General features: G+C 62.4%; 22 protein-coding genes. 6 read left to right on the forward strand and 16 right to left on the reverse strand.

The window, feature by feature from the left end; all coding sequences use genetic code 11:
• Together sdhD and sdhC are read right to left on the reverse strand one after the other, a co-directional pair.
• Positions 1-369: a succinate dehydrogenase, hydrophobic membrane anchor protein gene (gene sdhD, locus BUQ73_RS17445; RefSeq protein ID WP_027921320.1), complete on the reverse strand. Its 369-nt coding sequence runs from the start codon at positions 367-369 to the stop codon at positions 1-3.
• A complete protein-coding gene (gene sdhC, locus BUQ73_RS17450) occupies positions 363-749 on the reverse strand; it encodes a succinate dehydrogenase, cytochrome b556 subunit (protein WP_012315350.1) in 387 nt (128 codons plus the stop codon). The genes sdhD and sdhC overlap by 7 nt, the downstream gene beginning before the upstream one ends.
• Positions 750-1,100: 351 nt before the next feature.
• On the opposite strand from sdhC, the gene gltA reads away from it, so the two are divergent.
• Complete coding sequence (gltA, locus tag BUQ73_RS17455; RefSeq protein WP_054899921.1) at positions 1,101-2,390, forward strand: citrate synthase; 1,290 nt, start codon at positions 1,101-1,103, stop codon at positions 2,388-2,390.
• A gap of 204 nt (positions 2,391-2,594) precedes the next feature.
• Here gltA and BUQ73_RS17460 read toward each other — a convergent pair whose 3' ends face one another.
• From BUQ73_RS17460 to BUQ73_RS17500, 9 genes are all read right to left on the reverse strand, one after another.
• A complete protein-coding gene (locus BUQ73_RS17460; protein ID WP_079229006.1) occupies positions 2,595-3,200 on the reverse strand; it encodes an START domain-containing protein in 606 nt (201 codons plus the stop codon).
• 33 nt (positions 3,201-3,233) lie between these two features.
• Positions 3,234-3,488 (reverse strand): YkgJ family cysteine cluster protein, encoded by a 255-nt coding sequence (locus BUQ73_RS17465; RefSeq protein ID WP_079229007.1) that lies wholly within the window; start codon positions 3,486-3,488, stop codon positions 3,234-3,236.
• Positions 3,489-3,612: 124 nt separating this feature from the next.
• On the reverse strand, positions 3,613-4,089 hold the full coding sequence (locus BUQ73_RS17470; protein WP_079230581.1) for a hypothetical protein: 477 nt from the start codon (positions 4,087-4,089) through the stop codon (positions 3,613-3,615).
• A 67-nt stretch (positions 4,090-4,156) separates the two neighbouring features.
• Positions 4,157-5,599, reverse strand: coding sequence for a PLP-dependent aminotransferase family protein (locus BUQ73_RS17475; protein WP_027921315.1), 1,443 nt, complete (start codon positions 5,597-5,599; stop codon positions 4,157-4,159).
• Positions 5,600-5,777: 178 nt separating this feature from the next.
• Positions 5,778-6,590 carry an OmpA family protein gene (locus BUQ73_RS17480; protein ID WP_079229008.1) on the reverse strand — a complete coding sequence of 271 codons (813 nt, stop codon included), beginning with the start codon at positions 6,588-6,590 and terminating at the stop codon, positions 5,778-5,780.
• Positions 6,587-6,940, reverse strand: coding sequence for a DUF4398 domain-containing protein (locus tag BUQ73_RS17485; RefSeq protein ID WP_079229009.1), 354 nt, complete (start codon positions 6,938-6,940; stop codon positions 6,587-6,589). The genes BUQ73_RS17480 and BUQ73_RS17485 overlap by 4 nt, the downstream gene beginning before the upstream one ends.
• Positions 6,941-6,949: 9 nt before the next feature.
• A complete protein-coding gene (locus BUQ73_RS17490) occupies positions 6,950-7,771 on the reverse strand; it encodes a substrate-binding periplasmic protein (protein WP_079229010.1) in 822 nt (273 codons plus the stop codon).
• A 79-nt stretch (positions 7,772-7,850) separates the two neighbouring features.
• Entirely contained in the window at positions 7,851-8,780 is a 930-nt protein-coding gene (locus BUQ73_RS17495) for an electron transfer flavoprotein subunit alpha/FixB family protein (RefSeq protein ID WP_079229011.1), read from the reverse strand.
• Complete coding sequence (locus BUQ73_RS17500; RefSeq protein ID WP_079229012.1) at positions 8,781-9,530, reverse strand: electron transfer flavoprotein subunit beta/FixA family protein; 750 nt, start codon at positions 9,528-9,530, stop codon at positions 8,781-8,783.
• Between the two features lie 548 nt (positions 9,531-10,078).
• On the opposite strand from BUQ73_RS17500, the gene BUQ73_RS17505 reads away from it, so the two are divergent.
• A complete protein-coding gene (locus BUQ73_RS17505; RefSeq protein ID WP_237772714.1) occupies positions 10,079-11,743 on the forward strand; it encodes an electron transfer flavoprotein-ubiquinone oxidoreductase in 1,665 nt (554 codons plus the stop codon).
• An 82-nt stretch (positions 11,744-11,825) separates the two neighbouring features.
• Here the strand turns inward: BUQ73_RS17505 and BUQ73_RS17510 are convergent, their stop codons facing one another.
• From BUQ73_RS17510 to BUQ73_RS17525, 4 genes are all read right to left on the reverse strand, one after another.
• Entirely contained in the window at positions 11,826-13,481 is a 1,656-nt protein-coding gene (locus tag BUQ73_RS17510) for a hypothetical protein (protein ID WP_079229014.1), read from the reverse strand.
• A 155-nt stretch (positions 13,482-13,636) separates the two neighbouring features.
• Positions 13,637-14,953: an MFS transporter gene (locus BUQ73_RS17515; RefSeq protein ID WP_079229015.1), complete on the reverse strand. Its 1,317-nt coding sequence runs from the start codon at positions 14,951-14,953 to the stop codon at positions 13,637-13,639.
• Positions 14,954-15,023: 70 nt separating this feature from the next.
• Complete coding sequence (locus tag BUQ73_RS17520) at positions 15,024-15,503, reverse strand: histidine kinase (protein ID WP_079229016.1); 480 nt, start codon at positions 15,501-15,503, stop codon at positions 15,024-15,026.
• Positions 15,504-15,674: 171 nt separating this feature from the next.
• Complete coding sequence (locus BUQ73_RS17525) at positions 15,675-16,151, reverse strand: sigma-70 family RNA polymerase sigma factor (protein ID WP_079229017.1); 477 nt, start codon at positions 16,149-16,151, stop codon at positions 15,675-15,677.
• A gap of 204 nt (positions 16,152-16,355) precedes the next feature.
• Here BUQ73_RS17525 and BUQ73_RS17530 point away from each other — a divergent pair, with 204 nt between their 5' ends.
• The 4 genes from BUQ73_RS17530 to BUQ73_RS17545 are packed head-to-tail and all read left to right on the forward strand — an operon-like array spanning position 16,356 to position 21,852.
• Positions 16,356-17,522, forward strand: coding sequence for an efflux RND transporter periplasmic adaptor subunit (locus BUQ73_RS17530; protein ID WP_079229018.1), 1,167 nt, complete (start codon positions 16,356-16,358; stop codon positions 17,520-17,522).
• Positions 17,523-19,487 carry a MacB family efflux pump subunit gene (locus tag BUQ73_RS17535; protein ID WP_079229019.1) on the forward strand — a complete coding sequence of 655 codons (1,965 nt, stop codon included), beginning with the start codon at positions 17,523-17,525 and terminating at the stop codon, positions 19,485-19,487.
• A gap of 3 nt (positions 19,488-19,490) precedes the next feature.
• The gene (locus BUQ73_RS17540; protein ID WP_079229020.1) at positions 19,491-20,906 is read left to right on the forward strand and encodes an efflux transporter outer membrane subunit; all 1,416 of its coding nucleotides are present in this window, start codon (positions 19,491-19,493) and stop codon (positions 20,904-20,906) included.
• Positions 20,907-20,961: 55 nt separating this feature from the next.
• Positions 20,962-21,852: a siderophore-interacting protein gene (locus BUQ73_RS17545; RefSeq protein ID WP_079229021.1), complete on the forward strand. Its 891-nt coding sequence runs from the start codon at positions 20,962-20,964 to the stop codon at positions 21,850-21,852.
• Between the two features lie 40 nt (positions 21,853-21,892).
• On the opposite strand, the gene BUQ73_RS17550 is transcribed toward BUQ73_RS17545, so the two are convergent.
• Positions 21,893-23,284 (reverse strand): aspartate aminotransferase family protein, encoded by a 1,392-nt coding sequence (locus BUQ73_RS17550; RefSeq protein ID WP_079229022.1) that lies wholly within the window; start codon positions 23,282-23,284, stop codon positions 21,893-21,895.
• Positions 23,285-23,486 lie beyond the last annotated feature (202 nt).

Below are 23,486 nucleotides of genomic sequence, written 5' to 3' on the forward strand. Positions count from 1 at the left end.
TCAGATACCCCAGAGAATCTGCACACCCCAGACAAAGTAAGCGAACATCGCAACGCCGCATACCGCCTGGAACAGGAAACGAATCGCAGTCGCCGACTTGCCGAACGACATTGGCGTCAGGTAGTCGGTGGCGATGGTCCACATGCCGACCCAGGCGTGAGCGCCCAGGGCAACGAGGGCCAGCAGACTGAAGATCCGCATCGCGTTGTTGGAGAACAGACCATGCCACTGGGTGTAGTCGATGCCTGGGTGGCAGACCACGTAGCCGATCAGGAAAATGAAGTAAGCCGCGAGAACGACCGCCGATACGCGCTGCGCCATCCAGTCATAGAGGCCCGAACGCGACAGGTTCGTGACATTGGTTACCATACCCAAACTCCCACCAGAACGATCAGCACCACGGAGATGACGATCACGATTTTCGAGCCCAGCTTGCCGCCTTCCAGCGTCTCACCGATACCCATGTCCATGATCAGGTGGCGTACACCTGCCACGAGGTGATAAAGCAGGGCGGACAGCAGGCCCCAGGTCACGAACTTGGCCAGCGGGCTGGTCAGACACGCCTTCACCTCACCGAAGCCTTCCTCGGAACCCAGCGACTTGCCCAGTGCATAAAGCATGATGGCAAGGCCGAGGAACAGGATGACGCCGGAGATACGGTGCAGAATGGACGTGTACGCAGTGACAGGAAGCTTGATGGTCCTTAGGTCTAGGTTTACAGGTCGTTGGCTTTTCACGGCTTTTTTCACACTGAAGAGCCCCTAGCGAATCAGGGCAAAGTTGTTGGTAAGTGTACTGGTCAGGTACCCACCACCCAGGGAACGGCGACCCCCAGCAGTTCGGGCTTGCAAGCCCCTGGGAGTCGGGTGCCGAGTATAGACAGTTAGGCTGCTTATGACAACGTGACGGGGTAGCCCAAATAGCGGATTGCCTTTAGTGAGCAAAAGGCGTAAATGGGCGAGAAATTCGTGAAAAATCAGGCCTTGAGGGCCGTTTCAACCAGCCTTTAGGCAAATTGACATTCGAATTTACTTCTCTATAGTGGTGCGGGCCCTGCGTGGGGGGCTGTCTGATGATTTCAAGCATTAATAGGAGGCCACATGGCTGACAAAAAAGCGCAGTTGGTCATCGAGGGCGCTGCCCCCGTCGAGCTGCCCATTTTAACCGGCACCGTTGGTCCTGATGTAATCGACGTCCGCGGGTTGGGGGCCACTGGTCACTTCACCTTCGACCCTGGTTTCATGGCGACCGCCTCGTGCGAGTCGAAGATCACCTACATCGACGGCGACAAGGGCGTGCTGCTGCACCGCGGTTACCCGATCGAACAGCTCGCCGAGAAATCGGATTACCTGGAAACCTGCTACCTGCTGCTCAACGGCGAACTGCCGAATGCCGAGCAGAAGGCCCAGTTCGTCAGCACCGTGAAGAACCACACCATGGTTCACGAGCAGCTGAAGTCCTTCTTCAACGGTTTCCGCCGCGACGCTCACCCAATGGCGGTGATGTGCGGTGTGGTCGGCGCCCTGTCGGCGTTCTACCACGACTCCCTGGACATCAATAACCCGCAACACCGCGAAATTTCCGCGGTGCGCCTGGTCGCCAAGATGCCGACCCTGGCCGCGATGGTTTACAAGTACTCCATGGGCCAGCCGATGATGTATCCGCGCAACGACCTGTCGTACGCGGAAAACTTCCTGCACATGATGTTCAACACCCCGTGCGAGATCAAACCGATCAGCCCGGTGCTGGCCAAGGCAATGGACCGGATCTTCATCCTCCACGCCGACCACGAGCAGAACGCCTCCACTTCCACCGTGCGCCTGGCGGGCTCCTCGGGTGCCAACCCGTTCGCCTGTATCGCCGCCGGTATCGCCGCACTGTGGGGCCCGGCCCACGGCGGTGCGAACGAAGCAGTCCTGACCATGCTCGATGAAATTGGCGATGTTTCGAACATCGACAAGTACATCGCCAAGGCCAAGGACAAGAACGATCCGTTCAAGCTCATGGGCTTCGGTCACCGCGTCTACAAGAACCGCGACCCGCGCGCCACCGTGATGAAGAAGACCTGCGACGAAGTCCTGGGCGAGCTGGGCATCAAGAACGATCCTCAGCTGGAACTGGCCATGCGCCTGGAAGAGATCGCCCTGACCGATCCGTACTTCATCGAGCGCTCGCTGTACCCGAACGTCGACTTCTACTCGGGCATCATCCTGAAGGCGATCGGCATTCCGACCAGCATGTTCACCGTGATCTTCGCCCTGGCACGCACTGTCGGCTGGATCTCGCACTGGAAAGAAATGCTCTCCAGCCCGTACAAGATCGGCCGCCCTCGCCAGCTGTACACCGGCGAACTGCAGCGCGACATCGTCGAGCTGAAGGACCGCAAGTAAGCTCTACGAGCCGAACGCAAAAAGGCTGCCCTCGGGCAGCCTTTTTTATTGCCAACTCAAAGCCGCGCAGTACTGTGGGAGCGGCCTTGTGTCGCGAAAGGGCCGCAACGCGGCCCCGGCGATCTTGCGGTAGACCTTGAAGTCCGGGGCGCTTCGCACCCCTTTCGCGACACAAGGCCGCTCCCACATGGACCGCACCAGCCCTCAGTTCTTCTCGGCCCGCTCGCGCAGCCCTTTCAAGGTATTGAACGGCGAATCGACCACGAACTTGTTGGCCACCATCGCAGGCACGCTACCACCTGGCTCGGTGTGCACCTGATAGGTCACCTCGGTGCCGTCACCCTTGGGCACCAGCTTCCAGAAGCCCTGCACCTTCGCCACCCGCACAAAGCCCTTTTCTTCCGGAATGTAGGTCGGCTCTTCGACCAGATTGCGGGTCAGGCTGCCGTCAGCCCCCTTGACGGTGGTGATATGCAACACGGAATCACGCGGCGTCACCGGCCACGGCGTATTGAACTGGGTATAGGTCCAGCTCTGGTCACCTTCATGCTTGAGCAACTTCTGCGACTTGCACTCATGTATCCAGGCACACGCCCCCGCCACGTCTTCCTGCAGCGCCTGGACCTTGGCCAGCGGCGCCTTGATCAGGGTCACGCCCTGATAAGCCTTGTACTTGGAGCCCGGCACCTCACTGAGCGAGACCTTGATCCCCTCCTCGTCCTTGGCCACCTGCCAGTTTTCGGCCCAGGCAGCCGGCGCCAGCAGGACACCCATGCCACACAGCAGTGCAATACGCTTGAACGATCTCATCATGTTTATCCTTGTTGTCGAAGATCCAGCCTCTCACGCCGCCGTTATCTGCTCCCACCAGCCAAGAATCCTGATCGCCTCGTCGCGATCACTGCCGCACACCTCGATATCCGCCTTGAAACCGCCGCACACCGCCGGCCGCTCGGGCTTACCGAACAAGTCGCAGAGATTTTCTGCAGTCAGGTGCAGGCAGCGCTCGCCCGCCGGCTTGCCCAGAGGCATGCGCGGCATCGCCGAGCTGATGGACGGGGCGATGCAGCAGGCACCACAACCCTCACGACAATTCATGGCTAAATCAGGACTCCCTGAAACAAAACGGGACGATCGTCCCTGGATAGTAACCGCTCAAACATTCGTTTGAAATTACTGGCCCGATGAAATCTGCCGTGACCCGGCAGTCAGTTGGACTTGCTCAGTTGCGGAACTCGAAATCGATTGCCGCGCCTTCCACATCGTGGCGGCTATCGTTACGCAACTGCAGCTGCATCTCGTTGCTGATCAAGCGGCCATTGAGCTGAAACGGGCTGTCGCTGGTTTCGGGCTTTTCCGTGAACATGGCGGGCAGCAAAGGTTTGCGGCGGGTCGAAGAGTCGCCCACCTCAGGCTCCAGGTTCTTGACCATGTCGGTCGGCAGGCTCAGGTCCAATTTGGCTTTGGGCAAAGGCTGCGAGACTGCCTTGCTGACCGGCTTGGGCTTGGCTTTGGGCTTCGGCTTGGCCTTGCTGCTCGCCGGTTTGGCCTTTGCTGCAGGCTTTGCTGGCGCCTTGCCCTTGGCCTTGTCGTGCACCGCCTGCACCTGGGCAGCTGGCTGCGCAGCCTGAACCGCACCACAAGGCAGGCAGAACGGGACAATACAGATTATCAGGGCAGCACTTCGCAACAGTTTCATGGACATCGGCAGACAGGCGGAATTGGAAAAGTGCGTATGCTCTCTGTTCCGTCCGTTGCTGGCAAGCCTACAAAAGTGAGGGCTGCGATTCTCTGCACAATTGCTGGGCCAACAGCCCGAGCGTGATGACTGCCCTTTCGGCCTCCTTGTTCCAGGGAATGCCACAGTTGAGCCGTATGCAGTGGTTGAACTGCTCGGTGTTACTGAAGATCAGGCCGGGCGCGATACTGATGCCCTGCTCCAGCGCACGCACATGCAATTCCTGGGTATTGACCCGCCCCGGCAGGCTTACCCACAGGATGAAACCGCCGGTTGGCCGGGTCATCTGGGTACCCTCCGGGAAATGCTGCTGCACCGCCAGCTGGTAGGCACTGAGGTTTTTGCGGTACTCCTGGCGGATATAGCGCAGGTGCCGGTCATAACCACCGTTCTCCAGGTACGCCGCCACGCCCATCTGCGTCACACTGCACGCCGAATGGGTGGTGAAGGTCTGCAGGCGCTGAATTTCATCCTGATAACGCCCCGCCACCATCCAGCCGACGCGCACCCCGGGCGAAAGGGTCTTGGAAAAGCTCGAGCAGTAGATGACCCGGTCCAACCGGTCGAAGGCCTTGAGCGCCTTGGTCTTGCCCTGCTCGAACATCAACTCGCCGTAGATATCGTCTTCGACGATCTGGATATCGAAGTCCGATGCCAGGCGCAGCAACTGCTTCTGCCGCTCTTCAGGCACGGTGCCACCCAGCGGGTTGCTCAGGCGCGTGGTCAGCACCAAGGCCTTGATCGACCATTGATTGGCTGCCAGCTGCAAGGCTTCGAGACTGATGCCGGTAGACGGATCACTGGGGATCTCGATCACCTTCAGGCCCAAGAGGTCAGCCAGTTGCAAAAGCCCATAGTAAGTCGGCGATTCGGCCGCGATCAGGTCACCCGGGCGGGTCAGCACCCGCAGCGACATCTGCAAGGCATCGACACAGCCATGGGTGACGATCACTTCACGCGGGTCGACCAGCACGCCAGCATCACGCATGCGGATGGCGATCTGCCGACGCAACGGCTCGAAGCCGGGGCTGAACATATAGCTGAAGGCACGCGGGCTGTGAAAGCGGGTGACCTTGGCGATTTGTTGATGCAGGGCGCGCACCGGCAGATAGTCGACGTGCGGCACGGCGGCGCCGAATGGGAACACGCCATCGCGCCGTGCCTCGGTCAATACCTGCTGGATGATGCTGGCACGCGTCACCAGACCAGGGCGCTCGACCCGGGCAATATCCGGCGTCTGCGCAGTCAGGGCAGGCGTCTGGTGCACGTAGTAGCCCGACTGCGGCCGGGCACGAATCAGGCCCTGATCCTCGAGATTGGCGTAGGCCTGCAATACCGTGGCATGGCTGACGTTGAGCTGGGCGCTCATCTTGCGCACGGACGGTACGCGTTCGCCTGGCTGGTAGACACCGCGACGGATGTCATCGGCCAGTTGCTGGGCGATACGCTGGTACAGCAGCAGGTTGGTCATGGGGCAGTCTCGGCGCGCGGGCGGGCTCGTTGTTCTTGTACGACACACTGACGGTAGAGCATACCGTAACAGTTGCAAAGTGTACTGGGACAGATGGCAAGTTAGTCAACCATAGAGTTGTGTGACATCTGTCTAAACAATTAACCCGAGGCCGCAAGGCGGCCCCGTTATCCGATCCTCAGCGGGCCGGTGCGAGCTTGCCCTTGTCGTCCGAGAAGACGATCTCGACCCGGCGGTTCTGCGCCCTGCCCCGCTCCGAGGCATTGGCCTCGATCGGATACTGATCGCCATACCCTTCGACTTGCAGGCGCTTCTCATCGATGCCCAGGTCGACCAGCATGTCGGCCACCGACTGGGCACGATCACGCGACAACTTGAGATTGTCCTCGGGCGTACCGGTGCTGTCGGTATAGCCCTCGATCCGCACAACGCGACGCGGATTGAGCTGGAGGAACTGCACCAGCTTGAGCACGGTGCGGCTGGCCGAGTTCTTCAGGTCGGCACTGCCGGTGTCGAACAGCACATCGCTCAAGGTCATCACCAGGCCTCGGTCAGCCTGCTCCGAGGCCAGCGCGGCAATCTGGTTTTCCAGCCATTTACCCTGCTGCTGCACACTGTCCAGTTTGGCCTCACGCAGAGCCAGCTGCAGGCGCTGGCGTTCGAGGTCGAGCTTGGCCCGACGCTCCTCATTCAGCGCCAGCTTGGCGTGCTCACTGGCGATCTCGCTGTAGCGCTGGCTCAGGTAGGCATAATGACGCACGTCGCTGCCCGTGCCGATGTAGCTGGACAGGCGCTCGGCGCGGGACAGCGACTCACCGGCACGGACCACATCACGCGGGGCACTGCGCAGCACGTCGGCATCGTCCTTGACCCTCTGGAAGGCCGCGGTCGCGTCATCCAGCGCCGCCGAACTGCGCTGGCTGGCACAACCCTGCAGGCCAGCCGTCAGCACCAGCAGTGCCAGTGCGGCTTTCGCATTGAGGCGCATCATGGCTGCACCTCCAGCTGCTTGCGCAGGCGCTTGACCCGCGATTGCAGCAACTGAAGCTGCTCTTCGCTTTTCTGGTTCAGCACCTGCGCCTCGGCCAGGCGTGCGTCCAGCTCGGCCTGCTCAGCACGCATGCGCGCGTCACGGTAGTCCTCGGTCAGCATGTTGGTCTTGGCCCGGGCGAACTTGTCTTCGGCCAGTTTCAGCGCCTCGACCTGGTCGGTGGCACCGACAGCCTTGGCTTGCTCCAGCGCCTGCTCGGAAATTCGCATCTGCTCATTGGGCGCCGGGTCGTTGGCGCAGCCAGCCAGGCCGAGCATGGCCACGGCTAGGATCAGGGATTGGGTTTTCACGCACTCTTCCTAATGTTTTGGGGCGTCCGCCTGCACTTGCATCTGCGCTTTCCAACGCTCGACATTACGTTGCAGTACGGCTTCGGACGCGCCGGAGATCGGCAATTCTGTCAGCTTTTTTGCCAGTTGCCCACGCAACCACGCGTCATTGCAGGCCGAATTGTGCGACACGGCCAGGTACAGGCCCGGGCGATCCACCGGCAAGCCGCGCGCGATGAGATTGTTACTCATGCCCAGGCCCTGGGTCATGGCCATGCCCGAATAGCGCCCGGCCAACACATAGTCGACCTGGCCCAGCACCAGTTTCTGGAAGGCCTGGGTGAGGTTTTGCGCCGGCACCAGCTTGAGCTGGGCCTTGGCGAAGGCAGTGAACGCAGGGGTCAGGCGCGCGCGCTCGGACAGGCTGCCCTGATACCTGGCCAGGTCAGCCGGGCCATCGAACTCCAGCGCGGCGTCATGGCGGGTCCAGACCAGGTATTCATTGAGCTGCAGGGGTGGATGAATGTAGTCCAGCGCGGTCAGCTGCTCCACTTGCATGGGGGTATCGAGCAGCAGGTCCATGCGCCCGCTGCGCACCTCTTCCAGCGCCTGATCGCGACGACCGGCACTGAGTACCTCGACTTTCACCCCCAGCTCGCCGAGAACCTGGCGCAACAGGTCGACATTGGCGCCGATCAGGTGTTTCGGGTCGCTTGGGTCCTGCCAGGAGTATGGCGGTGCGTCCGGGCTGCCAGTCGCCACCAGGCGCTCGCACTTACCTGCCGCCATCACCATTGGCGACAGCATTGCCACCATGCATGCCAGCACCTTGCCCGCGTTGCGCAACACCATCCTTCACTCCTTGCACGGCAACAAAAAAGCCCGGCCCTCATTGTGAGGGCCGGGCTTCTTTATAAGTGAAGCAGGCGGATCAGACCAGCTTTTCCAGCTCTGGAACGGCTTCGAACAGGTCTGCGACCAGGCCGTAATCGGCTACCTGGAAGATCGGCGCTTCTTCATCCTTGTTGATCGCGACGATCACCTTGGAATCCTTCATGCCGGCCAGGTGCTGGATCGCGCCGGAGATACCGACGGCGATGTACAGCTGAGGGGCAACGATCTTGCCGGTCTGGCCGACCTGCATGTCGTTCGGCACGAAGCCCGCGTCGACCGCGGCGCGCGAGGCACCGACAGCGGCGCCGAGCTTGTCGGCCAGGCTGTACAGGTGCTTGAAGTTGTCACCGTTGCCCATGCCACGGCCGCCGGAAACGACGATCTTGGCAGCAGTCAGCTCTGGACGGTCGGACTTGGCCAGCTCTTCGCCAACGAAGGCCGAGATACCGGCGTTGTGCGCCGCAGCCACCGCTTCGACGGCAGCCGAGCCACCTTCAGCGGCCACGGCGTCGAAGCCGGTGGTACGCACAGTGATGACCTTGATGGCCGCGCTCGATTGCACGGTGGCAATGGCGTTACCGGCGTAGATCGGGCGCTTGAAGGTGTCGGCGGATTCGACCGAGATGATCTCGGAAATCTGGTCCACGTCCAGCAGCGCGGCAACGCGCGGCAGGATGTTCTTGCCGTTGGTGGTAGCCGGGGCCAGCACGTGGCTGTAGCCCTTGGCCAGCTCGACGATCAGCGGCGCGACGTTTTCCGGCAGCACGTGGGCGTAGGCGGCGTTATCGGCAACCAGCACCTTGGCCACGCCTGCGATCTTGGCAGCGGATTCGGCGACGCCACCGACGTTCTGGCCAGCGACCAGCACGTGCACATCACCATCAATCTTGGCGGCAGCGGCGACAGTGTTCAGGGTGGCCGGGGCTACGGCACCTTTTTCGTATTCAGCGACAACCAGGATAGTCATTTAGATTACCTTCGCTTCGTTCTTCAGCTTCTCGACCAGTTCGGCCACCGATTTGACCTTGATGCCAGCGCTGCGGGCAGCCGGGGCTTCAACCTTCAGGGTCTTGGTGGTGGAGGCCAGGGAAACGCCCAGCGCGTCTGGCGTGACGGTTTCCAGCGGCTTCTTCTTGGCCTTCATGATGTTCGGCAGCGACGCGTAGCGTGGCTCGTTCAGGCGCAGGTCGGTGGTGACGATGGCTGGCAGGTTCAGCGATACGGTCTGCAGGCCGCCATCGATTTCACGGGTGACGTTCAGCTTGTCGCCAGCGACTTCGACCTTGGAGGCGAAGGTGCCCTGGGCGAAGCCGGTCAGCGCAGCCAGCATCTGGCCGGTCTGGTTGTTGTCACTGTCGATGGCCTGCTTGCCGAGGATGACCAGCTGTGGCTGCTCTTTGTCGACAACGGCTTTCAGTGCCTTGGCCACGGCCAGGGAATTCAGCTCGTCAGAGGCTTCGACCAGGATGGCACGGTCGGCACCCAGGGCCAGGGCAGTACGCAGCTGCTCCTGAGCAGTGGTCGGGCCGACGGAGACGACGACGATCTCGGTCGCGACGCCCTTTTCCTTCAGGCGTACGGCTTCTTCCACGGCGATTTCGCAGAAGGGGTTCATGGACATTTTGACGTTAGCAAGGTCGACGCCGGAGTTGTCCGCCTTGACGCGAACCTTGACGTTGTAGTCGACCACTCGTTTGACAGCTACAAGAACCTTCATGGATTCCTCGTTACTCTCCGGTGAATAGATAGTCGCCTGGGGCTGAGCCCGGCGATGCGCGTGGGTACAAGGGCACCTCTAAAAACGTACCGGGAGGGGCAAACTTCATGGTGACCGAACAGTCTTGTCGCGACTGTTGCGGCAAATACCCACGGGTCATTTTCTGTCGTGGCGTGTAAACTCCACTACAAACCGGCCAAAAGCCGCAAAACCCTGCTCCACACCTGGTCTTTAGAGGTGTACCTGCGCCCGGCTGCAAGCCTACGGCGAACGTAAAACCGCTCGTATCTTGACCGTAACACCCAATCCGGTCAATACGGCAAATCGGTCACCCTCCAGCCGTGTTCCTGTGATTTTACTGGGCTCCGGCAAATTCAAACAAACGTTTGTATTGGACCCGCCAAGTGGTGTAGATATAATGCGCGCCAAGACAAAACGGTGTAGTCCGTCCATTGCGTAGCTACAGTTTCGCGCCAGTGAAGCGCCCCGCACGCAAGCACCCATAAGACAAAGCAACAGCACGAGCCTTGATGAGTAGGAGAGAACCTGTGGAACGCGAATACATGGAATTCGACGTGGTCATCGTCGGCGCAGGCCCCGCGGGCCTGTCCGCCGCCTGCCGCCTGAAGCAGAAGGCCGCCGAAGCCGGTAGCGAGATCAGCGTCTGCGTGGTGGAAAAAGGCTCCGAAGTAGGTGCTCATATTCTTTCCGGCGCGGTCTTCGAACCCCGCGCCCTGAACGAGCTGTTCCCTGACTGGAAAGAGCTCGGCGCGCCGCTCAACACTGAAGTGAAGCGCGACGATATCTATGTGCTCAAGGACGCCGGCAGCTCGACCAAGGTCCCGGACCTGTTCGTGCCCAAGACCATGCACAACCACGGCAACTACATCATCTCCCTGGGCAACCTGTGCCGCTGGCTGGCCCAGCAGGCCGAGAACCTGGGCGTGGAAATCTACCCTGGCTTCGCGGCCCAGGAAGCGCTGTTCGATGAAAACGGCGTTGTGCGCGGCATCGTCACTGGCGACCTCGGCGTCGACCGTGAAGGCAACCCGAAAGACGGCCTGTACACTCCGGGCATGGAGCTGCGCGCCAAGTACACCCTGTTCGCCGAAGGCTGCCGTGGCCATATCGGCAAGCAGCTGATCAAGCGCTTCGACCTCGACAGCGAATCCGACGTCCAGCACTACGGCATCGGCCTCAAGGAAATCTGGGAAATCGACCCGGCCAAGCACGAGCAGGGCCTGGTGGTGCACACCGCTGGGTGGCCGCTGGACGTGACCAGCAAGGACAACACCGGCGGTTCGTTCCTCTATCACCTGGAAAACAACCAGGTGGTGGTCGGCCTGATCGTCGACCTGTCCTACGCCAACCCCTACCTGTCGCCGTTCGACGAATTCCAGCGCCTCAAGCACCACCCGGTGATGAAGCAGTATCTCGAAGGCGGCAAGCGCATCAGCTATGGTGCTCGCGCCATCTGCAAGGGCGGCCTGAACTCGCTGCCGAAGATGGTCTTCAACGGCGGCGCACTGATCGGCTGCGACCTCGGCACCTTGAACTTCTCCAAGATCAAGGGCAGCCACACCGCGATGAAGTCCGGCATGCTTGCTGCCGAAGCGGTCGCCGACGCACTGATCGCCGGCAGCGAGGGCGGCGACCAGCTCAATGGCTACGTCAGCGCCTTCAAGGCCAGCTGGCTGTACGAAGAACTGTTCGCCAGCCGCAACTTCGGCCCGGCACTGCACAAGTTCGGCCCGCTGCTCGGTGGCGCGTTCAACTATGTCGACCAGAACTGGTTCGGCGGCAAGCTGCCCTTCACCCTGCACGACACCAAGCCCGACTACGCCTGCCTCAAGCTCGCGGCAGAGTCGAAGAAGATCGACTACCCGAAACCGGACGGCAAACTCAGCTTCGACAAGCTCAGCTCGGTATTCCTCTCCAGCACCAACCACGAAGAGGAACAACCCTGCCACCTGAAACTGACCGACCCGAACGTGCCGATCGCCAGCAACCTGCCGTTGTACGACGAGCCGGCCCAGCGCTACTGCCCGGCGGGCGTGTACGAAGTGGTCAGCCAGGAGGACGGCAGCAAGCGCTTCCAGATCAACGCGCAGAACTGCGTGCACTGCAAGACTTGCGACATCAAGGACCCGGCCCAGAACATCACCTGGGTCACCCCTGAAGGCGCCGGCGGGCCGAACTACCCGAACATGTAAGCAAGCCCTGCCATTGCAAAAGAAGCCCCGTTCGCAGAGTTCGGGGCTTTCTTATGCCTGGCCCGGCAGCAAAGCTTCAATTTCAACGCCTGGAGTGCACTTGCGTCGCACTGGTGTCCAGCCCTAGTTGTTCAAGCCGCTCGAGCACGTGCCCCAAGCACGCTCCGCCATCAGGTTGGTAGTGGCCCGAAGCATCATTGATCATACCCAGAAGATCTTGCACGGCCATTTGACCGGCCTGCCTGGAAATCTTCATTTCGCCAGCACAGATTACCGGCTGCCCCCCTCCCAACTGGCTATGGCGAACATACGCGCTTTGCGGCGCGACCTTGTCCCACCATTTGACAATGATGCTGCCTTGCGGCGTGTAGACCCAGGTATATGAGTCAGCATCGGAACTAGGCTCCAGGTAGATCGGGCACTTATGCTTCAGATCATAGGCGAGGATTCTGCCGTGCTGCTCGCCAATCAATTGGCATATGCCCTCAATGCTACTGGGGTCGTACGAACGCCAGGCGAGCCAGTCGCCCAGCATTTGCTTCCACTGCACCGGGTAAGTAAAACCTGCAAAGTCCAGTGGTCCATCTTGCCCCTCGCGTCGCCAATCAAGCCAGTTTAGCGCCCCCTTCCATGAGGCTCCGCGCCCTGGCAGCAGCCAAGGCCCTTGAGACCCCAGGAGCCGATTGCTGAGAAGCTCGTTGACCACAAGATCCAGCGCATTCATGCGCCAGGCGGGGCCATAACCATGGCTGCTCTCTTGATACAACGCTACTGTCTGTAGCTCATCGGCATATATCGTTCGCCCAGGAAACATGGCTGACAAGTCCACTTCAACCTGTAATACCGAACCGCGTTCGAAATTGCCGGCCAGAAACTGACGATGAGAACTTCCATTGATGGAGAACCGCACACTGTCGCTGGTACCGGCACGATAATCATTGGCAACCTGCACCCGTAGAACAAGCTTATTGACTACCATCCCGGCGGCCCTCTCACGCACCGCCACATCAGGCAGTACAACTTGCCACTGTGTTTCCGGCGATGCTGCACCCTGCTCTTGCAACCAAAGATCACCATTCAAACCATCAGCACACAAGCTTTGCGTGCTGTTGTCATAAAATAATGCTCCCCGCGGGGATAAATGCCACTTGTCACTGCCCAGCACTACAGGCTTACAGCGGATTCCCATGCCGAGAACTTGCCGCGAAGCAACATGAGTCAACGTCCCGTTTTTGTACTCCCAGCGCATCGCAAGCGGATCAGCCAGTGCGGCCATGCGCACACCCGCTTCATCAGCGACGAGATAATCATGGCCATTGCGCAGGCAGAACGGGATGCCGGTCGGAAGACCTTCAGTAGGCCCCGCAGCCCCTTCTCTTCCATCCAACTGGTCCAATGAAAGATGGGAGACTTCAAATTGCCGATCACTCGAATCGATCAGCATCATGGATACGCCTGTCGGTGCTTCGCGAATGTCGACGACATGGCGAAAGTCAGCCAGTTTTTGGGCGCCGGTCAAATTGACCCCGCCGCCGTAAACCACAAGCCAGGCCACATCGTGATGGTCTTTGTCGTCAAACACACACGCGACGTTTTTCTCCCATGTAATTACAGGAGTCGTCGGAGCGACAACGCTCTCAGGCGTGGGGGCATCATGATGAATACCCGAAAAGAGCATGTTCGGAGGAATATCGGGCAGTTGTTCGCGAGTCTTCCACTTCACGTGAAATCTGTACATGGCGCTTGTCTCCAGAAGGCAGAATGATGTTCGGCAGTGAACCACCGCTGCAATCTACCCTCGCGCAGAGACGCGTTATGTGGGCCTTTGGCCTTTGCTTGAACGAATAGCTTACATGCCCTGTAGGCCGTTCGATGCGCCCGGAACACCGTGACTCAGGACATTGTGGTTGCCGTGGGCTGTGCGCAGTACAAGCGCGTGCGACGACCGAAGTGCACTGCGGTCATCACCCCCACCATGCCCATGATCAGACAGAAGCCGACACACACCCACGGGCTCCACGGCATCAGCGCGATCAAGGCCAGCGGCGTGGTACTGGCCCAAAGCGCGTAAGCCACGTTGTACGTGAAGGAAATCCCCGAAACGCGGATCTCGGCCGGGAACAGCCCGACCATCACCGACGGCACCACCCCCACCACGCCACAGGCCAGCCCGGCCAAGGCATAGGCCAGCCAGGTCATGCCCCACTGCCCCACCAGGCTGGCGTACAGCGCACCGATGCCCAGCGGCAGCAGCAGGCTGTAGATCATCAGTGCGCGCCAGGCACCCAGGCGGTCGACCAGCAACCCGGCCAGCACGCAGCCGATATTGAGGAAGACGATGCCTACGCTGCTCAGGGCGAAGGTATGCCCCGCCGTCATGCCAAAGCGTTGCTGCATCACTGTCGGGGTAATCACCACCAGTACCACTACTGCAGAAGTCAGCACGCAGGTCAGCAGTGCCGCCGGGATCAACGCCGAACGGTGCTCGCCGAGCACCCGCCGCAGCGGAAACTGCACCGGCCGCTCCTGACGCTCGCGCAGGGCCAGGAACACCGGGGTCTCGCTGAGCCAGCGGCGCAGCCATACACCAATCACACCAAACACCCCACCCAGCAGGAACGGGTAACGCCAGGCATAATCGAGAATCTCCTGCGGCGTGAACACTTGCGCCAGCAGTGTCGCCGTCAGTGCGCCCAGCAGGTAGCCAAAGGTCAGCCCCGCCTGCAGGAAGCCCAGTGCATAGCCACGACGCCCGTTTGGCGCATGCTCGGCGACGAAGGTCCAGGCGCTCGGCACTTCACCGCCCACCGCAGCGCCCTGCAGGATGCGCAGCGCCAGCAGGATCAACGGTGCCGCATAGCCAATGTCGGCATAGGTCGGCATCACCCCGATCAGCAGGCACGGCAAGGCCATCATCAGGATGCTCAGGCTGAACACCCGCTTGCGCCCGAGGTGGTCGGCAAAATGGGCCATCAGGATGCCGCCCAGCGGCCGCGCCAAGTAGCCGGTAACGAAGATGCCGAAGCTCTGCAGCAGACGCAGCCATTCGGGCATTTCCGGCGGGAAGAACAGCTGGCTGAGGGTCAGGGCAAAGAACACGAAGATGATGAAATCATAGATTTCCAGCGCGCCGCCCAGTGCCGCCAGGCCCAGGGTCCGGTGGTCGCCGCGGCTGAACCGGGGCGGGCGAGCGGTATCGATGGCAGTCATGGCAGAAGTCCGCAGATCGGCAAAGGGCAAGAGGATAACAAATGCCCGCCACCTTGCCCCACCTGAGCCACTAACGGCTGAAGACGGTGTGGCCGAAGTTTCGCGGTTTGCGCGCATGAACGGCGCCAGCAGCAAGCCCGGAAGGCAGGGCTATCGTGCCAACCAGCACGGGGCTGTCGATGATCGCCATGAAGGATTGCAACGCATCGTTGTCGGGCACCTGCGGCAAGCTCACGCTGACGGCCTGGCGCTCGGTTTGCGGCACCACTGGCACCTTCAAGTGGTGCGAATGGTAAAGCAGGGCATGCTGGATCTGCGTACTGACCCGGCAGAAACGCGCCAGATCGACGCCAGCATGGCTGGCCAGTTCGATGTTGCCCAGCAGCAGGTTGAACGGTTGCAAGGCGCACTGCACCAGGCGCTGCAACTCTTCAAAAGATTCGACCGGGGCAATCCGGTAATAACCAAGGCCATTGAGCAGTTTTTCCAGCTGCAGGCGCTGCTGCGGGTGCTCGTCGGCAATCAGGATGCGCAGGGTCTTGTTTGTCATTGTCGGACCTGGGCCGTCAGGTGAATTAGGGAAAGCTCCCTGACCAAACTGCGCCAGAAACAGGCAACCGCCAGGGCTGCACCTGGAGGGGTCAATCTAGATAGTTGTCGGGAAAGCGGGAGAAATCAAGTGGCCATCACACAGAATTTTCACCTGCCCTTCACCCCGCGTTCAGGACTCCCACTGCCGCATGCGCACACGGCAATGCTTCATGGCATTGACGATGTGCTTTTCCACCAGGCTGCGGGAGATACCCAGGCGCTCTGCGATCTGCTGGTGTGACAGGCCATCGATCTTGCGCAACAGAAAGCAGTCCCGGCAAACCTTGCTCAGTTCATCCAGGGCCTTTTGCATCAAGGCCAGACGCTGATCGAGCTGCATGTCCTGCTGCAATTCTGCACTGAGAAAGCGCCCGTCGGCATCCAGCGTATCCAGTGATTCGGCCTGGCGAACCTGATGGCGCCGGTGCCTGTCGATCACCAGGTTGAGCGCAGTACGGTAGAGGAACGCTCGCGGATGCTCGATCTGCCCGCTTGAGGTACGCTCCAGCACACGCAGATAGGCATCATGGGCAACGTCCTCCGCAGCCTGGCGATTGCCCAGGCGCGCACTAAGGAAGCTCACCAGTTCGCGATAGTAATGTTCCACAACAGCACCTGAAATCGTCCATGCAACCCACGTGCGGGACTGAGTGACACCGGGCTGTGATAGTACAAATTATAACTATTCTCAGCAACACGCCCGCCACCCTCTCATTCAGGCTAAATCCGCCGGGCCAGCCTTCGTTTATCTGGGACTTCGATGCGCACCACGATTGGCGGCGCGTGACCACTACCCAGGCTGGAAGTCCGCATGAGCCGTTCAACCTCACCCCGTCGCCGGTTCACCCTCGCTGCCGCGGGCCTGCTGAGCCTGGGCTGCCTGCTGGCCTGGCAAGCCCTGCCCTTCGGCGCTCAACCGCTTGGTACTGTCACGGTCACACGGGCAGACATCGAAAGCAGCGTGACAGCCCTGGGCACCTTGCAGCCCAGGCGTTACGTGGATGTGGGCGCCCAGGCCTCCGGGCAGATCCGCAAACTGCACGTGGAAGCGGGCGACCCGGTGCGCCAGGGGCAACTGCTGGTCGAGATCGACCCCTCCACCCAGCAGGCGCGGCTGGATGCCGGGCGCTTCTCGATCGACAACCTCAAGGCCCAGCTCGCCGAACAGCGCGCGCAATTCGAGCTGGCCAGCCAGCAACTCAAGCGCCAGCGCGATCTTGCCGCCGCTGGCGCCACCCGTGATGAAGACCTACAGGCCGCGGCTGCCCAGCTCAAGGTGACCCAGGCGCGTATCGACATGTTCCAGGCCCAGATTCGCCAGGCCCAGGCCAGCCTGCGCAGCGACGAGGCGGAACTGGGCTACACGCGCATCTATGCGCCGATGGACGGCACGGTGGTTGCCGTCGACGCCCGCGAGGGCCAGACCCTCAACGCCCAGCAACGCACCCCGCTGATCCTGCGCATCGCCAAACTGTCGCCCATGACCGTGTGGGCCCAGGTCTCCGAAGCCGACATCGGCAAGGTCAAGCCGGGCATGACCGCCTATTTCACCACGCTGTCCGGTGGCAAGCGCCGCTGGAGCAGCACCGTGCGGCAGATTCTGCCGATCCCGCCCAAGCCGCTCGAGCAGGCCAGCCAGGGCGGCGGCAGCCCGGCCAGCGCCGGCAGTACTGGCAACCAGGTGGTGCAGTACACCGTGCTGCTGGATGTCGACAACCCGGATGGCGCCTTGATGGCCGACATGACCACCCAGGTGTTCTTCGTTGCTGGCCAGGCCAGCCAGGTGCTGACCGTGCCACTTGCCGCGCTGGACAACAATGGCAGCCTGTTCACGGCACGAGTGCTCGACCCGCACGGCAAGGTGGTGCAGCGCCAGGTGCGCACCGGCCTCAGCGACCGCCTGCGGGTTCAGGTGCTGGACGGGCTCAGCGAAGGTGAACAACTGCTGATGGGCGCCCCCAGCGCCAGCGGGGGCTGAATGAGCGCACCGCTGATCGAGCTGGTCGATATCCGCAAATCCTACGGCGGCCAGGACAGCCCCAAGGTCGATGTATTACGCGGCATCAGCCTGAGCATCCACCCCGGGGAGTTCGTCGCCATCGTCGGGGCCTCCGGGTCGGGCAAATCAACCTTGATGAACATACTCGGCTGCCTGGATCGCCCGACTTCAGGCAGCTACCGCTTCGCCGGCAAGAACGTGGCCGAGCTGGGTAACGACGAACTGGCCTGGCTGCGCCGCGAGGCGTTTGGCTTCGTGTTCCAGGGCTACCACCTGATCCCTTCAGGCTCGGCCCAGGAAAACGTCGAAATGCCGGCCATCTATGCCGGCACTCCCGCCAGTGAACGGCATGCCCGCGCCGCTGCCCTGCTCGCCCGCCTGGGCCTGGCCAGCCGCAGCGCAAACCGCCCGCATCAGCTTTCGGGTGGCCAGCAGCAACGGGTGTCGATCGCCCGGGCGCTGATGAACGGTGGCCATATCATCCTTGCCGACGAACCCACCGGTGCGCTCGACAGCCACAGCGGCACCGAAGTCATGGCGCTGCTCGACGAACTGGCCAGCCAGGGCCACGTGATCATCCTGATCACCCACGACCACAAGGTGGCGGCGCGGGCACAGCGGGTAATCGAGATCCGCGACGGCCAGATGATCAGCGACACCGCGACCGACCAGGCGTCCAGCCTTCCCCGCCAAGGGCTGCAGGCCGATGACCTGCGCCAGCGCCTGGACCGCGGCGCAACCCTGCGCGGCGCCTGGAAAGGCGAGCTGACTGAAGCCCTGCAAGCCGCCTGGCGGGTGATGTGGGTGAACCGCTTTCGCACCGCCTTGACCCTGCTCGGGATCATAATCGGGGTTGCCTCGGTGGTGGTCATGCTGGCCGTCGGCGAAGGCAGCAAGCGCCAGGTGATGGCGCAGATGGCCGCCTTCGGATCGAACATCCTCTACCTCAACGGCAAGCCCGCCACACTGGGCGAACCTGCCGGCACCATTACCCTCGACGACGTCGCGGCCATCGGCCAACTGCCGCAGGTCAGGCAGATCATGCCGGTGCTGGGCGAAAAGGTGATGGTGCGCCACGGCAACAACAGCCAGCGTTTCTACGTGGGTGGCAACAACAACCAGTTCCCGCTGATCTTCAACTGGCCGGCAGTCGAAGGGGCGTTCTTCACCGACGCCGACGAAGCCAGTGGCGCAGCGGTGGCCGTGATCGGCCAGAAGGTCCGGGAGAAGATGCTCGAACCTGACCGCGACCCGCTCGGCCAGTACATCCTGATCGGCAATGTGCCGTTCCAGGTCATTGGCATTCTCGCCGGCAAAGGCGCGAGTTCCGGCGACCAGGATGCCGATGGGCGCATCGTGGTGCCCTACTCGGCAGCGGCGATCCGCCTGTTCGGCCAGCGCGACCCCGATTACATTACCGTCGCTGCTGCCGACGCCGCGCGGGTCGATGAAACCGAAGCCGCTGTCGACCGCCTGCTGCGCCAGCGTCACCAGGGCCGTCACGATTTCGAACTGACCAACTCGGCCGCACTGATCCAGGCCGAGGCCCGCACCCAGAACAGCCTGTCGCTGATGCTCGGGGCGATTGCCGCGATCTCGCTGCTGGTCGGTGGCATCGGGGTGATGAACATCATGCTCATGACCGTGCGCGAGCGCACCCGCGAAATCGGCATCCGCATGGCCACCGGTGCGCGCCAGCACGACATTCTGCGCCAGTTCCTCAGCGAGGCGGTGATGCTGTCGATGGTCGGCGGCATGGCCGGCATCGGCCTGGCCCTGCTGATCGGCGGCGCATTGATGCTGGGCAAGGTTGCCGTGGCCTTTACCCTGCCTGCCATGCTCGGTGCTTTCTCCTGCGCCGTTCTCACCGGCGTCGCGTTCGGCTTCATGCCAGCCCGCAAAGCCGCCCGACTCGACCCGGTCAAAGCCCTCACCAGCGAATAGCCCATGACCCTGCCAAGCCGCATCAGCCTGTTGTCCCTGTGCCTGGGCCTCGCCGCCTGCAGCCTGCCGTCCGCGCCACCCAGCGGCATCACTGCCCCTTCAGCCTGGCAAGGCGCTGCCGCCCAGGCCACTGCCAGCCAGCCTTCAGCCCAGTGGTGGCAGGCCTTCGACAGCGCCGAACTGGACCGCCTGGTCGAACGTGCCCGGAACAATGCCCACGACCTCGCCGCCGCCACGGCGCGCGTGCGCCAGGCTCAGGCACGGGCAGTGATCGCCGGGGCGCCACTGCTGCCGGAGCTCAGGTTTGAACTCGACGGCAGTCGCCAGCGCCTGCTGCATGGCGAGGGTTATGACCAGCTCGATGTCAGCAAGTACGAACCGACCAGCACGTCGTTCGGCATGCAGCTGGTCGCCAGCTACGAGATCGACTTCTGGGGTGGCCTGCGCGCCGCCCGTTCAAGCGCCCTGCACAGCCTCGACGCCAGCCGCTTCGACCGCCAGACCGTCGAATTGACACTGGTCAGCAGCGTGGCCAACAGTTACCTGCAGGGCCTGGCCCTGGAAGAACAACTGCGCATTGCCCGCCTCAACCTGCGTAACGCCCGTGATGTCCTGGCCTTGGTCGAAACTCGCCAGCGCGCAGGTTCCGCGACACGCCTGGAACTGGCCCAGCAACGCAGCCTGGTGGCCGCCCAGCAGCGGCAAGTGCCGCTGCTCGAACAGCAGTGGCAAGACAACCGCGTTACCCTGGCCACACTGCTGGGCGACCCAGTCCAGGCCCTGCCCACCACAAGCGAAGCACTGCAGGCTGTAAATTGGCCGCAGATTGGCAGCGGCATACCCAGCGAACTGCTGACCCGCCGCCCAGACATCGCCGCCGCCGAATCACGCCTGGCCGCCGCCAACGCCAATATTCAGGTGGCCAGGGCCGCCCTGCTGCCAAAAGTGACCTTGGGCGCCAACATCGGCACCGGCGCACGCACCTTCGCCGAGGTCTTCGACAGCTCCTACTACACCCTGACCACCGGCCTGGTCGCACCGATCTTCAACAATGGCCGGCTGCGCGCGGCACAGCAGTTGGCTGAGGCCGAGCAGGACGAGTTGCTGGAAAGCTACCGTAGCAGCATCCTGGCCGGCTTCGCCGACGTCGAGAAGGCCCTGAATGCCATCCACGGCGTCGAACAGCAGCGCCAGTGGCAGGACCAGGAAGTCGAACAGGCGCGCCTGGCCTTCGACCTGGCCCAACGGCGCTACGCAGCGGGCGCCGAAACCCTGCTGAGCGTGCTCGAAACCCAGCGCACGCTCTATCTCGCCCAGGACCAGCAGGCCCAGTTGCGTCTGGCTCGCCTGCAGGGCAGCGTGGCGCTTTACAAAGCGTTAGGGGGTGGCTGGCAGCTCGCGAACGCGGATCAGGGTTAATTCGCCACACTGGCAGCTCGTTCATAAGGAAAGCCGCTTGCAAGAGGATTTCCCCATGACCCGCTCCGCCAGCATGCTCCAGGCTTGGCAACAAGGCCTGCGCCGCCTGGTTCAGGGCCAATCGCCAGGTGCCCGCGCCTATCGCGCGTTCGACCTGGTTCTGGCTCGGCGCATCCGCCTCAGCCCATCGTTCGCTCGCCTGGTGTTCACCGGCCCGGATGTCGAATTCATGCTCACCTTGGCGCCGGACCAGCGCGTGAAACTGCTGTTTCCTGCCCCAGACGGTTCGTTGCCAACCCTGCCCCACGACGTTCACTGGAAGACCGCGCACAGCGCACTGGCCGCCGAACAGCGCCCACCCATGCGCACCTACACCATCCGCGCCTTGCGCCCGGATGCGTTGGAAGTCGACGTGGACTTTGTACTTCACGGGGTCAATGGGCCAGCCTCGGCCTGGGCAACCCATGCCCAGGAGGGCGACCGGCTGCTGATGGTGGCGCCGAACCTGGCCCACGCCGGCGACCCCGGCGGCTATGAGTGGAAGCCGCCACAAGGTACCCGCCATGTGCTGCTCATTGGCGACGAAACGGCATTGCCCGCCATCGCCGGCATTCTCGAAGCGCTGGCCGAGGAACAGCCCGAACTGGCCGTGGAAGCCTTCATCGAAGTCCCGCAGGAAGCTGATTGCCTGCCCCTGCGCCACAGCGCCAGTACCCGCCTGCACTGGCTGCCCCGGGAGCTGCTGCGCTGCGACCATGGCCAGGCCATGCAACACGCCGTGCGCGAACTGGCCAGCCTGCCACTGGAAAACGCGTTCTATGCCTGGGTGGCCGGGGAGTCTGCGACGGTGCTGGATATTCGCCGTTACCTGACCAAGCAGCGCGGGCTGCCGCGCGAAAGCCTGATGACGATGGGGTATTGGCGCCTGGGTGAAGCCTGCGACTGAGCAGGCCGAACGAAAGGGCCGCAGCGCGGCCCTCCCGGAATCAAACGGCCGCAGCCAGCGCTTCGGCAAAGCGCTGCGCCACTTCGTCGACCTGCTGTGCGCTGATGATCAGCGGCGGCAGGAAGCGCACCACGGCGCCATGGCGCCCACCCAATTCGAGAATCAGGCCACGCTTGAGGCATTCGCGCTGCACTTTGGGTGCAAGCTCCCGATTGGCGGGCGGGTGGCCCAACGCGTCGGGTTGCCCCTGCGGGTCGACCAGTTCCACCCCAAGCATCAAGCCACGTCCACGGATATCGCCCAGTTGCGGGTAACCCCGCTGCAGTCGCTGCAGGTGTTCGCGCAAGCGCTGGCCCATGGCCTCGGCATGTTCGGCCAGGCGATGCTCGACCAGGTAGTCGATCACCGCCGAACCCGCGGCCATGGCCATCTGATTACCGCGGAAGGTGCCGGCGTGGGCGCCTGGCTTCCAGGTATCCAGCCAGTCGCGGTACACCACCACCGCCAGTGGCAGGCTGCCGCCGATGGCCTTGGACAAGGTGACCACATCCGGCACGATGCCGGCATGCTCGAAGGCGAACATCCGCCCGGTGCGGGCGAAACCGCTCTGGATCTCGTCGACGATCAACGCCACGCCGGCCTGCTCGGTGATATGCCGCACGCCTTTGAGCCACTCGATGTCGGCCGGAATTACCCCGCCCTCACCCTGCACCACTTCAAGGATCACCGCCGCCGGCAGCGGCACGCCGCTTTCCGGGTCCAGCAGCAGGTTTTCCAGGTAGTGCAGGTTGGCCTTGACCCCGGCTTCGCCACCGAGGCCGAACGGGCAGCGGTAGTCATAGGGGTACGGCATGAACTGCACGCCATTGCTCAGCAGCGCACCCAGCGGCTGCTTGGGGCCGTGGCTGCCCATCAGGCTCAGCGCACCTTGGCTCATGCCATGGTAGGCGCCCTGGAAGGCCAGCACGGTACTGCGCCCGGTGGCACCGCGCACCAGCTTGAGCGCCGCCTCCACTGCGTCGGTGCCGGTTGGCCCGCAGAACTGCACCTTGGCTTCGCGGCGCAGGGCTTCGGGCAGAATGCCGAACAGGTCCTGGACGAAGCGGTCCTTGACCGGCGTGGTCAGGTCCAGGGTATGCAGCGGCAGTTCGTCGGCCAGCACGCGCTGGATCGCTTCGATCACCACCGGGTGGTTGTGGCCCAGGGCCAGGGTGCCAGCGCCGGCCAGGCAATCGATGAACTGGCGCCCTTCGACGTCTTCCACGTAGATGCCACGGGCGCGTTTGAGCGCCAGAGGAATGCGCCGCGGGTAGCTGCGGGCGTTGGACTCCTGTTGCTGCTGGCGCTGCAGCAGCGGGGATTCGCTGAATTCGTACAGAGGGTGCGGCGCGCCGGCCGGCAGGACCTGGGCAAGGCTGGTAGCGGTGGACATGGGTAAATCCTCGCAAGCAAGCGAATGGGCAGTTATCGCTTGGAAAACGCTTGAGTGCGTGGAGGATTTAGCGGTTGTTGCGGGATTTTGCTGTGCCTGTACCGGCCCTTTCGCGGGTAAACCCGCTCCCACAGATGTTGCATGGACTTCCAGCCCTGTGCAGCACCTGTGGGAGCGGGTTTGCCCGCGAAGAGGCCGGTAC

Origin of the sequence: Pseudomonas putida, from assembly GCF_002025705.1 — a bacterium.
Classification (GTDB): Bacteria; Pseudomonadota; Gammaproteobacteria; order Pseudomonadales; family Pseudomonadaceae; genus Aquipseudomonas; species Aquipseudomonas putida_J.